An 11,256-nucleotide genomic window follows, 5' to 3' on the forward strand; every position below is an offset into this window, starting at 1 on the left:
ACCCCGCCCCCGTTCCGGTACCCCCAAGTCCGGAGCGGGGGCGGTTTCCATGTCCGGTCCGCCTAGACCTCGACGATGACCTGGTCCAGGGACTTGCGGATCAGGTCCGGGACCTCGCAGTCCTCCGCCGGGTAGCCGACCGGGATCACCGCGAAGGCCTTCTCGTTCTCGGGGCGGTTCAGGACCTGGGAGAGGAAGCGCATCGGGCTCGGGGTGTGGATCAGGGCGGCCAGGCCGGAGAGGTGGAGGGCGGACAGGAGCATGCCGACCGCGATGCCGACCGACTCGTCGACGTAGTAGTGCTTGTGCTTCGTGCCGTCCTCGCCGAGCCAGTAGCGCTGCTGGAAGACCACGATCAGCGCCGGGGCGTCGGTGAGGTGGGTCTTCACGGCGTCCGTGCCGATGGGGCGCAGGGCCGCCAGCCACTCCTCGCCGAGCCGGCCGTCGTAGGAGAGCTGCTCCTCCTGCTCGGCGGCCGCGCGGATCTGCGCCCGTACCGCCGGGTCCTTGACCAGGACGAAGGTCCACGGCTGCTGGTGCGCCCCGGAGGGGGCGGTCGCCGCGCACGCGATGGCGTCCCGGACCACCTGCTCGGGCACCGGGTCGGGGGAGAAGTGGCGTACGGTCCTTCGCTCGTCCATCCGGGTGCGCAACTCGGCGGCGCGGGCTAGGGATTCGCGGCTCGGCATCCGCTCGGGCCGGTAGGCGGCGGCACGGTACGGCTGGCCGTGGATCGGGGTCCACTGCTGGTTATCGGGTGACATGGGGCGAGTCTGCCGAGCCAATGGTCCAGACCGCCAGAGCCGCGTCGGCCGAATCCGGCCGGTGGGCGATATTTCATGTCCGCATAGCGGAGACCGGCGGTGGGGGACCCTGCTTGGTACGGTCCCGGGATGGGTGACCAGGGCATGGGTGAGGGCGGGCGCGCAGGCGTGGACGCCGTACGGGGAATGGTGCTGCGGCACACCTCGCAGCTGGCCGCGGGGGAGTTGCGGCGGGTGCGGGAGATGCTCGAAGGGGCCTTCGAGGGGGAGTTCGGGGACGCCGACTTCGAGCACGCGCTGGGCGGGATGCACGTGCTGGTGTACGAGGGCGGGGAGCTCGTCGCGCACGGGAGCGTCGTGCAGCGGCGGGTGCTCCATCAGGGCCGGGCGTTGCGCACCGGGTACGTGGAGGCCGTGGCCGTACGGGCCGACCGGCGTCGGCGCGGGCTCGGCGGGCTGGTGATGGAGGCGGTCGAGGGCGTTGTGGGGCGGGCCTACGTGCTCGGGGCGCTCAGCGCCTCCGCCGACGGGGCCCGGCTGTACGCGGGCCGCGGCTGGCGGGTGTGGGGCGGGGAGATCGGGGTGCTCGGGCCTGGCGGCCCCGAGCGGCTGCCCGAGGAGGAGGGGTCGACGTACGTGTGGGCGCCGCCCGGCGGCGGGGTGCTGCTCGATCCCGCCGCCGGGCCGCTCCGGTTCGACTGGAGGGACGGGGACGTGCTGTAGCGGCCAGGCAAGATCCGAAAGAGACGGCCTAGCTGCCGCTGATGCTCGGGGCCCCCGACTCGATGTGGCCCGTGTAGCGGCGCGACCAGGTGCCGTCGGAGTCGGCGAGGACCGTGAAGTCGTACCAGCCGTTGTGGTAGGCGACGGCGTTGAAGTGGTCCTCGCGGGAGGAGTTCGCCGGCACCGTGTACGTCCACGGGCCGTCCGTGCGGTAGGCGTTCGCGCGGATCGTGAAGGTGACCGGCGAGGCCGAGGCGTTCGTCATCTTGAGGTAGAGCGCCGTCTTGCCGGTGCCCGGCTCCACCGCGAAGCGGGAAGCGACCTCGATCGACTTGCCCGCCTTCGACGCGTCGCCGATGAACCGCCGCAGGAAGCGGTTCGGCCCGTACATCGAGATGTCGTACTTGCCGGAGCCGCTGCCCGTGCCGATGTTGAAGTAGTCCGTCGACGTGGCGCCGGCGTCCACCGTGTACTGCCAGGCGGCCGTGTCCCGGTGCTGGTGGGGGTGGATCGAGAAGTGCGCCGCCCGCTTCGCCTCGGCGCCCGCGTTCGTCATGGAGAACCACGCCAGGATCTTGCCGGCCGCCCCGAACTCGAAGCGGTCCAAGTTCCCGTTGACCTGGTACGGAAGGGCGCGCGCGGGCCGCGTCCCGGCCTCCTGCGCCGGCTGAGCGTTGTCCTGCGGCAGCGGGTTGGGCATCGGCGCGCACGTCGCCTGGCCGATGACCTCGGCCGTGGAGGGGAGGCCCGAGGGAACCCCGTAGACCGGGTGCGCGAAGTCGAAGACGCCCGTCAGGTCGCCGGTGACCTTGCGGCGCCAGGCGCTGATGTTCGGACAGGTGGCGGGGGTGCCGAGCGAGGCCGTCCACGTCTCCATGAAGCGCAGCACGGAGGTGTGGTCGAAGACCTCGGAGCTCACCCAGCCGCCTCGGGTCCACGGGGACATCACGATCATCGGGACACGGAAGCCGAGCCCGATCGGGACGCCGTCGATGTACTCGCCGGCGGTGCCGGGCGGGGCGATCGGCGGCGGGACGTGGTCGAAGAAGCCGTCGTTCTCGTCGTAGTTGAGGAAGAGGACGGTGGAGTCGAAGACCTCCGGGTTCGCCGAGAGCGCGCGGTAGACCAGGTCGACGAAGTGCGCGCCGTCGCCGGGCGGGGCGTACGGGTGCTCGGAGAAGGCCTCGTTCGCCACGACCCAGGAGACCCGGGGGAGGGTGCCGGCGACGACGTCCGCGCGGATGGCGGCGGCGATGTCGCCGGGGGTGGAGCCGGTGACCTTGGGGACGGATCCCATGCCGCGGTCCCACAGGGGGTTGCCGGGTTTGGCGTCCGTGAACTTCTTGAAGTAGGCGAGCCCGTTGTCCCCGTAGTTGTCCTGGGCGTTCTGGTAGACCTTCCAGCTCACGCCGGCGCGCTGGAGGGCCTCCGCGTACGTCTCCCAGGTCAGCCCGGACTCCTCGCCGCCGTCCTTGCTGCCCGCGTCGATCTTGCCGCTCCACAGGAAGGTGCGGTTGGGGCCGGTCGCGCTCAGAGTGGAGCAGAAGTAGGCGTCGCAGATGGTGTAGTTGTCGGCGAGGCCGTAGTGGAACGGTATGTCGCCGCGGTCGAGGTACCCGAGGGTGCGGGTGTTTCCGACGCCGGTGACGAAGTTGTCCATCCGGCCCTTGTTCCAGGCCGCGTGCTGCGAGGTCCAGCTGTGCGGGAGGTCGCCGCTGCACTGGGCGAGGGTCTCGCCGTCGACCCCGCCGGCCGGCGGGGTGGAGCTGAGCTTCCACGGGTACTGGCGGCCGCCCCAGTTGGGCTGGTTGAACGTGCCCCAGCCGCCCGGGATGTTGCCGGCCGCGCGGTCACCGAAACCGCGGACGCCCTTCAGCTTGCCGAAGTAGTGGTCGAAGCTGCGGTTCTCCTGCATCAGGATCACCACGTGCTCCACGTCGGTGATCGTGCCCGACGCGGCGGCCGCGGCCGCCGAGGTCGGCGCGATCGCGGGCAGGGTCGCCCCCGCCATCAGCCCGGCGCCGATTCCCACGAACCCTCTGCGGCTGATAGGTGTCACTGGCTGCTCGCCTCCCACTCAAGTGCCCCGCCGGCACATTGACGGCAAGAGTGGCGGCAGTCGCGCCAAAGGTCTACATCCGTGCGGTAGGAAATCGGTGAACATCCGGGTGGCTTGATTCAGGCATCGATCCGGACGAGCATTTTGCCCAGGTTCTCTCCGCGGAGCATGCCCCGGAAGGCGTCCACCGTGTGATCGAAGCCCTGAACAACGGTGGTGTCGGTGCCGATTCGGCCACTGCGCAGGTGCGGGACGAGGAACTCCTCCAGCTCGTCCTGCAGATTGGTGTGGTTTCGAACCAATACGCCTTCGAGGCGCAGCGACTTGTGTACGACGTCGAAGAGGTTGCGGGGTGCGGCGGGCGAGCGGTCGCCGTTGTACATCGAGATCCCGCCGACCCAGGCGATGCGGCCGTACTCGCGCAGCACGTCGATCGCGCCCTCCAGGTGGTCCCCGCCGACGTTGTCCACGTAGACGTCGATGCCGCCCCCCGTGGCAGCAGCGGCCTGCGCGAGCTGCTCGCCGACCGGCCCGTCGTGGTAGTCGAAGGCGGCGTCGAAGCCGAGGGCCCCGGTGAGGTGGCGGACCTTCGCCGCCGAACCCGCGCTGCCGATGATCCGGCGGGCGCCGAGCAGCCGGGCGATCCGGCCGACGGCCGTGCCGACCCCGCCCGCCGCGGCCGAGACGAAGAGGTCCTCGCCCTCGCGCAGGCCCGCGGTGCGGGTCAGGGCGGCGTACGCGGTCAGGCCGGTGCCGCCGAGGATCGAGAGGTACGCCTCCAGCGGGACCCCCTCGTGGCCGGGCAGCTTGCGGGTACCGCCGACGCCCCGGGTGACGAGGGCGTGGGTGCGCCAGCCCTCGTGGTGGAAGACCAGGTCTCCCTCCGCGAGGCCCGGATCGCGGGAGGCGACGACCCGGCCCACCGAGCGGCCTTCCAGCGGGGTGCCGAGCTCGAAGCCGCCCTCACCGCCGTCCATCAGCCCGCGGTGGTACGGGTCCACGGAGAGCAGCAGGTTCTCCACCAGGGCGGTGCCGGGGCGCGGCTCCGGGACGGGGGTCTCCACGTAGGTGAAGTCGGAGGCGGCGGGGAAGCCGGTGGGGCGGGCGGTCTGGTGGACGGCGCGGGCGGTGTTCGTGGTCATGGCGAGGACGCTAGGAGGGAATCGGCGGGCCGGGCAGGGGGTTGCGTTCATGGAAGCCGTACATCCATGAATGACGCTCATAGAACGAGGTGAGAGCGGTCGTGGCCGAGCTCCTCCCGCAGGAACTGCGCATCCTGGTCGCCGTCGCCGAGACCGGCGGGTTCTCCGCCGCGGCCGCCGCCCTCGGCCTCACCCAGTCCGCCGTCTCGCACGCGGTGCGCGGCAGCGAGGCCAAGCTCGGCGCGGTGCTCTTCGAGCGCGGCCGGACCGGCGCGTCGCCCACCCCGGCGGGGGAGCGGGCCGTCGGCCACGCCCGCCGGATCCTGCGGCTCTACGAGGTGATGGGCGCGGAGGCGCGCGGCGCGGGCCGGGCCGGGGATCCGGCGGCGCCGGCGGGCGTCCTGCGGATCGCGGCGTTCCGCAGCGCGGCCCTGCACCTGCTGCCACCCGCCCTGGAGCGGCTCACCGCCCGGCACCCCGGCGTCCGCCCCGAGGTCCGGGTGGTGCGCGAACTCGGCGCCGGCACGGCCGGGGAGGTCGCCGCGGGCCGCGCGGACCTCGGCATCGCGACGCTGGGCGGTTCGCAGGGCCTGCCGTCCGGCCTGCTGAGCGGGGTGCTCGTGGAGGAGGCGTACGCCCTGGTGCATCCGGCCGGGCATCCCGACCCGAAGGCGCTGCCCCTGATGGACTGGGACGAGAACTGCGGTTCCCACACCCGCGCGTGGTGGCTGGCGCAGGACTGGATCCCGCGGGCGACCGTCAAGGCGGAGGACGACGCGATGGTGCTGACCATGGTCGGCCGGGGGCTCGGTATGGCGATCATGCCCGAGCTGTCGCTCCGGGAGGTGGACGGAGCCGTCGACGTCACCGGTTTGGGTCCGGAGGGGCCGGTGAGGCGCGTGGGGTACGTCACCACACCGGAATCCGCGGCCACCCTCACCGTACGTGCTCTGATCAGGGAACTCCGTGCCGGAAGTGGCTGAACCGGATCCCCGGAAGGGGCCTTCGGGGGCGTTCGGCGTCTCAGATAGTAGGAAGTCCGAGTAATTGCGGAGACATACAGCGTGAGCTGGCCTACGTTGTAGAAGCCGAACGTCTCGCCGATCCGGCGAATGGCGGTCGAGAGCGCGCGCCCCATGGCAGGCAACCCCTGCCGCGCACCGCTCCCCGCCTCTTCCGGCGCCTTGAAGGAACCCCTCATCCGTGGCCCCGCCACGCCGTGATCTCAAGGAGTCGATCACCATGACGCACACCTCCTCCCCCTCCACCGCCCGTCGCGTCCGCCGTTCCGCCGCCGCCGACGCGGACCGCAAGAACGCCGCCGCCGCCCTCCAGCGCGCGCTGGACCGCCGCGACAACGGCGGCTCGACCGGTCACTGACCTGCCGCTGAGCCAGCCCGGACCGAGACATATCGCGTCCACATCGTGGACGCGATATGTCTGAGGGATGGGACAAGGAGTACGGTTCCACCATGTCGACCAGCATCAATCTCGCAGTGATCCCCGGTGATGGCATCGGCCAGGAAGTCGTGGCTCAGGGCCTGAAGGTCCTTACCGCGGTCCTGCCCCAGGATGTGAAGCTGGAGACCAAGGAATACGACCTCGGCGCCCAGCGCTGGCACCGCACCGGTGAGACCCTCCCGGACGCGGAGCTCGAGGCCCTCAAGCACCACGACGCGATCCTGCTGGGCGCCATCGGCGACCCGTCGGTCCCGTCGGGCGTCCTGGAGCGCGGTCTGCTGCTGAAGCTCCGCTTCGCCTTCGACCACTTCATCAACCTGCGCCCGTCGAAGCTCTTCCCCAACACGGCCACCCCGCTCGCCGGCCGTCCGGAGATCGACTTCGTCGTGGTCCGCGAGGGCACCGAAGGCCCGTACACCGGCAACGGCGGCAGCCTGCGCACCGGCACCCCGGCCGAGGTGGCCACCGAGGTCAGCCTGAACACGGCGTACGGCGTCGAGCGCGTGGTCCGTGACGCGTACGAGCGCGCCAACGGCCGCCCGCGCAAGAAGCTGACGCTGGTCCACAAGAACAACGTCCTCGTCTACGCCGGTCACCTGTGGAAGAACATCTTCGACAAGGTCGGCCAGGAGTACCCCGAGGTCACCACCGACTACCTGCACGTCGACGCCGCGACGATCTTCTTCGTCACGCAGCCCGAGCGCTTCGACGTCATCGTCACGGACAACCTCTTCGGTGACATCCTCACCGACCTGGCCGCCGCCGTGACCGGCGGAATCGGCCTGGCCGCCTCCGGCAACATCAACCCGACCGGCGCCTTCCCGTCCATGTTCGAGCCCGTCCACGGCTCGGCCCCGGACATCGCCGGCACCGGCAAGGCCGACCCGACCGCGACGATCCTCTCGGTCGCCCTCCTGCTGCGCCACCTGGGCTACGAGGCCCAGGCCGCCCGCATCGAGGACGCGGTCTCCGCCGACCTGGCCGAGCGCGACGGCACCTTCCGCTCCACCGACGCCATCGGCGACGCCCTCGCCGCGCGAGTAGCCGGCTGACCCGGCAGCCCCACCTCAAGGAAGCCGCCGGGTCGCGACCACCGCACCCGGCGGCTTTTCCTGTGCGGCCCCGGGTGCCACCATCTCCCCTGGGCCGCATTCACCCCGTTTCACCGAAGTCCCCCTCGCGCGCGATAATCGAACGCGAGGCCGTGGAATACGGGGAAGCTCGGACGTCCTAGTACGCCGTGAGCGCGGTCCGCCCTACAAAACCGGTGAAGGACAAGCACTCATGACGACGACGCCCACGATCGAGCTGAAGCCCTCCTCGAACCCCCTGTCCGCCGCGGAGCGCGACGCGATCCTGGTGAGCCCCGGCTTCGGCCGCCACTTCACCGACCACATGGTGACGATCAAGTGGACCGAGGGCCGCGGCTGGCACGACGCCGAGCTGGTCCCGTACGCGCCGCTGTCGATGGACCCGGCGAACATGACCCTGCACTACGCGCAGACGATCTTCGAGGGGCTCAAGGCCTACAAGCAGCCCGACGGCACCGTCGCCACCTTCCGTCCGCAGGCCAACGCCGAGCGCTTCCAGTCCTCCGCCCGCCGGATGGCGATGCCGGAGCTGCCGGCCGAGCTGTTCATCGCCGCCTGTGACGCGCTGATCACGCAGGACCGCGCCTGGGTGCCGGACTCCGGCGAGGCCTCGCTCTACCTGCGGCCCTTCATGTTCGCCACCGAGGTCGGCCTCGGCGTCCGCCCGGCCAACGAGTTCCTCTTCATCGTGATCGCCTCGCCCGCCGGCGCGTACTTCCCCGGGGGCGTCAAGCCCGTCTCCGTCTGGCTCTCCGAGGAGTACGTCCGCGCCGCCAAGGGCGGCACCGGCGCCGCCAAGACCGGCGGCAACTACGCGGCCTCGCTCGTCGCGCAGGCCCAGGCCGCCGAGCACGGCTGCGACCAGGTGGTCTGGCTCGACGCCGTCGAGCACCGCTGGATCGAGGAGATGGGCGGGATGAACCTGTACTTCGTGTACGGCGACCGGATCGTCACCCCCGAGCTCACCGGTTCGCTCCTGCCCGGCATCACCCGCGACTCCCTCCTCACCATCGCCCGCGACCTCGGCTACACCGCCGAAGAGGGTCGCATCACCACCGAGGACTGGAAGCGCGACAACGAGAACGGCACCCTGACCGAGGTCTTCGCCTGCGGCACCGCCGCCGTGATCACCCCCGTCGGCTCCGTCAAGTCGGAGCGCGCCAACTGGACCCAGGGCGACGGTGAGCCCGGCGAGGTCACCATGAAGCTCCGCAAGGCCCTCCTGGACCTCCAGACCGGCCACAAGGCGGACACCCACGGCTGGATGCACCCGCTCGGCTAGAGGCGCGGCCGACGGATCCCGCCCCGGCCGACCGCCGGGGCGGGTCGTTCAGAGGGACCGCTGCGACAGGGCGATCCAGAGCAATTCGCTTGATCTGTCCGGCTGTTCGGGGCGCCGGATTGCCGGATCGCAGACAGGCCGGGTTGTGGCGTTGCCGGCCGCCGTACGTACGAAGGCCCGCGCCCCGGAGTTCCGAGGGGCGCGGGCCTTCGTACGTACGGGGCGCGTCTACGCGGCGACCGGCTCCTCGGCGGCTTCGGCCGGCGCCGGGGCGGGGGCCGTGCGGGCGGTCAGGGCCGCGTAGAGGAGGCCGCCGGTCAGGCCGGAGAGGACGAAGGAGCAGTCCACCCCGCCGGTCAGGGCCAGCAGCGGGCCCTCGTAGAACGGGGTGGTCACGGCGAGCAGGCCGACGCCCGCGCCGACGGCCCAGGAGAGGGTGGCCGGGATGTTCCAGCCGCCGTGGAACCAGTAGATCCCGCCCTTGGCGCGGCGGTTGAACACCTGGAGGGCCTCGGCGTCGTAGCCGCCGCGGCAGCGGACGTAGCCGATGAGGGTGATCACGGCCCACGGGGTGCCGATCGCGGTCAGCAGCAGGACGAACGAGGTCATCGCGGCCTGGACGTCCCACGAGAAGGAGCCGACGAACACGAACGCGGTGGCCACGGCGGCGGCGATCACGGTGGCCGTGGTGCGGGTGGCCCGGGGGACGATGGCGTCGAGGTCGAGGCCCATGGAGTACAGCATCAGCCCGGCGTTGCCGATCGATCCGGCCGCCGCGGCGACCAGCAGCGGGACCAGGTACCAGAACGGCGCGGCGTCGACCAGCGGACCGGCGTACTCGGCGCCCGCCCGGGCGGCGAGCGCGGTGTAGGTGCCGAAGAGCTGCGGGATCAGCAGCCCGACGAGCAGGCCGAGCCCGGTGGACCAGAGCACCTTGCGGGAGCCGTGCCGGCGCGGGGAGACGTAGCGGGTGTAGTCGCCGAGCAGGGTGATGAAGGCGACGGGCCCGCTGAGCCCGGCGGCGACGGCGGCGAGCAGCCAGGTCGGCCAGAAGGAGCCGAGCAGGTACGCGGTGTCGGGCGGGGCGGCGGTCGTGAAGTCGGGTGCGTAGGCGAACACGCCGACGGCCAGCAGCAGCACCATGCCGATGGAGAGCACCTTGCTCATGCGCAGGAGCAGCCGGTAGCCGAAGACGGCCGCGACGACGGTGCACGCGGCGAGCACGCCGTACATCACCGCCCGGGAGAGACCGCTGTCCGGCAGCCCGGTGAGCCGGGACAGGGCGCCGACCATCACGTCGCCGCCTATCCACAGGGTCAGCGCGGTGTAGCCGAGCGAGAGCAGCAGCCCGACCACGGAGCCCACGAGCCGGCCGCGGACGCCGAACTGGGCACCGCTGGAGGTGGAGAGGTTGGTCCCCGTGCGCAGGGAGACGAGCGCCAGCGGCGCGGTGAAGGCGATGCCGACGAGGGTGCCGGTCACGATGGCGGTGACCGACGGCCACAGACCCAGTCCGAAGGACGGGGGCAGCCAGCCGAAGACGATCACACCGAGGCAGAGGTTGGAGCCGAGGAGGATCGAGATCAGGTCACGGGGACCGCTCGTCCGTTCCTCCTCCGGGATGGTGTCGACTCCGCGCTGTTCGATGGGCATGGGGGACTCCCTTGGCAGGGCGGGGGGTGGCAATGCACTGTTTGAGCGACACTCAATGTGACCTAAGCCCTGGTCTCAGGTCAATGCTTCATTGCGAGGAAATGAAGAGTTAGAGTGATGCTCTAACCCATCGACTCAAAGGGTGGTGGATCGGCGTGCGGCTGACCCCTACGGAGCGCGACCGGCTGCTTCTCCGCAGCGCTGCGGAACTGGCCAGGGCCCGACGGGCCCGCGGACTCAAACTCAACGTCCCGGAGGCCACCGCGCTCATCGCGGACACGGTCTGCGAGGCCGCGCGCGACGGCAAGCGGCTGGCGGAGGCCATCGAGGAGGCCCGTTCCGTGCTGGGCGCCGCCGATGTGCTGCCCGGCGTCAGCGACGTGGTCACCGAGGTGCACGTGGAGGCCGTCTTCGACGACGGATCCCGCCTCGCCGTGGTCTCGTCCCCGATCCGGGGCGCCGTCGGCCTGGGCGAGGACGCCCCGGGCGCGGTCGTACCCGGCCCGGGAGCCCCCCAGCCGGAGCCCGCGGTCCACCTGCGCGTGCGCAACACCGCCCCGGTGCCGGTCAGCGTCACCTCCCACTTCCACTTCTTCGAGGCCAACCCGCGCCTCGACTTCGACCGCGCGGCGGCGTACGGCATGCGGCTGTGCGTGCCGGCGGGCTCCTCGGTCCGCTTCGACCCCGGCGGCGAGGCCGAGGTCGCCCTGGTCCCGATCGGGGGCGCACGCATCGCCATCGGCTTCGCGGGACTGGTCGACGGCCCGCTGGACGCTCCCGGAGCCAAGGAGCTGGCACTGACCCGAGCCGAGGCCTGCGGCTATCTCGGCGCGACCGGCGCGTCCGGCGCGTCCGCCGCCGCCGGCGCCACCGGCGCGGGCCTGCCGGACGCCGCCCGGGCCCAGGGCTCCGGTCCCGTCCCGCGAGGCGGAGCCGCCGCCCCCGACGCCAACGACCGCCCGGAAGGGACGACCGCATGAGCCGGCAGACACCCCACACGGACCACAGCGCGCACTGCGCGCCCGGCAGCCGGCACATCGACCCGCACGAGTACGCCTCGGTCTTCGGCCCCCGGGCCGGG

10 protein-coding genes are annotated in these 11,256 nt (G+C 71.7%); 6 read left to right on the forward strand and 4 right to left on the reverse strand.

Annotation, left to right across the window (positions count from 1 at the left end):
* Positions 1 to 62: 62 nt before the first annotated feature.
* Positions 63 to 764, reverse strand: a complete 702-nt coding sequence (locus AC6CKD_RS05040) for a nitroreductase family protein (protein WP_498325355.1) — start codon at positions 762 to 764, stop codon at positions 63 to 65.
* Between the two features lie 144 nt (positions 765 to 908).
* On the opposite strand from AC6CKD_RS05040, the gene AC6CKD_RS05045 reads away from it, so the two are divergent.
* On the forward strand, positions 909 to 1,487 hold the full coding sequence (locus tag AC6CKD_RS05045) for a GNAT family N-acetyltransferase (RefSeq protein ID WP_498325451.1): 579 nt from the start codon (positions 909 to 911) through the stop codon (positions 1,485 to 1,487).
* Between the two features lie 28 nt (positions 1,488 to 1,515).
* Here AC6CKD_RS05045 and AC6CKD_RS05050 read toward each other — a convergent pair whose 3' ends face one another.
* Both AC6CKD_RS05050 and AC6CKD_RS05055 read right to left on the reverse strand, forming a co-directional pair.
* Positions 1,516 to 3,546 carry a phosphocholine-specific phospholipase C gene (locus tag AC6CKD_RS05050; RefSeq protein WP_498325356.1) on the reverse strand — a complete coding sequence of 677 codons (2,031 nt, stop codon included), beginning with the start codon at positions 3,544 to 3,546 and terminating at the stop codon, positions 1,516 to 1,518.
* Positions 3,547 to 3,665: 119 nt separating this feature from the next.
* A complete protein-coding gene (locus tag AC6CKD_RS05055) occupies positions 3,666 to 4,688 on the reverse strand; it encodes an NADP-dependent oxidoreductase (protein WP_498325357.1) in 1,023 nt (340 codons plus the stop codon).
* 101 nt (positions 4,689 to 4,789) lie between these two features.
* On the opposite strand from AC6CKD_RS05055, the gene AC6CKD_RS05060 reads away from it, so the two are divergent.
* From AC6CKD_RS05060 to AC6CKD_RS05075, 4 genes are all read left to right on the forward strand, one after another.
* Positions 4,790 to 5,671, forward strand: coding sequence for a LysR family transcriptional regulator (locus AC6CKD_RS05060; RefSeq protein WP_498325359.1), 882 nt, complete (start codon positions 4,790 to 4,792; stop codon positions 5,669 to 5,671).
* A gap of 259 nt (positions 5,672 to 5,930) precedes the next feature.
* Positions 5,931 to 6,068: a hypothetical protein gene (locus AC6CKD_RS05065; RefSeq protein ID WP_498325360.1), complete on the forward strand. Its 138-nt coding sequence runs from the start codon at positions 5,931 to 5,933 to the stop codon at positions 6,066 to 6,068.
* Positions 6,069 to 6,160: 92 nt separating this feature from the next.
* Positions 6,161 to 7,201, forward strand: coding sequence for a 3-isopropylmalate dehydrogenase (locus AC6CKD_RS05070; protein WP_250742445.1), 1,041 nt, complete (start codon positions 6,161 to 6,163; stop codon positions 7,199 to 7,201).
* Positions 7,202 to 7,433: 232 nt separating this feature from the next.
* Positions 7,434 to 8,522, forward strand: a complete 1,089-nt coding sequence (locus AC6CKD_RS05075) for a branched-chain amino acid aminotransferase (protein ID WP_498325362.1) — start codon at positions 7,434 to 7,436, stop codon at positions 8,520 to 8,522.
* 228 nt (positions 8,523 to 8,750) lie between these two features.
* Here the strand turns inward: AC6CKD_RS05075 and AC6CKD_RS05080 are convergent, their stop codons facing one another.
* The gene (locus AC6CKD_RS05080) at positions 8,751 to 10,175 is read right to left on the reverse strand and encodes a cytosine permease (protein WP_498325363.1); all 1,425 of its coding nucleotides are present in this window, start codon (positions 10,173 to 10,175) and stop codon (positions 8,751 to 8,753) included.
* 155 nt (positions 10,176 to 10,330) lie between these two features.
* On the opposite strand from AC6CKD_RS05080, the gene ureA reads away from it, so the two are divergent.
* Positions 10,331 to 11,155: an urease subunit gamma gene (gene ureA, locus AC6CKD_RS05085; protein ID WP_498325365.1), complete on the forward strand. Its 825-nt coding sequence runs from the start codon at positions 10,331 to 10,333 to the stop codon at positions 11,153 to 11,155.
* Positions 11,156 to 11,256 lie beyond the last annotated feature (101 nt).

This window comes from Streptomyces sp. GQ60 (assembly GCF_059758875.1).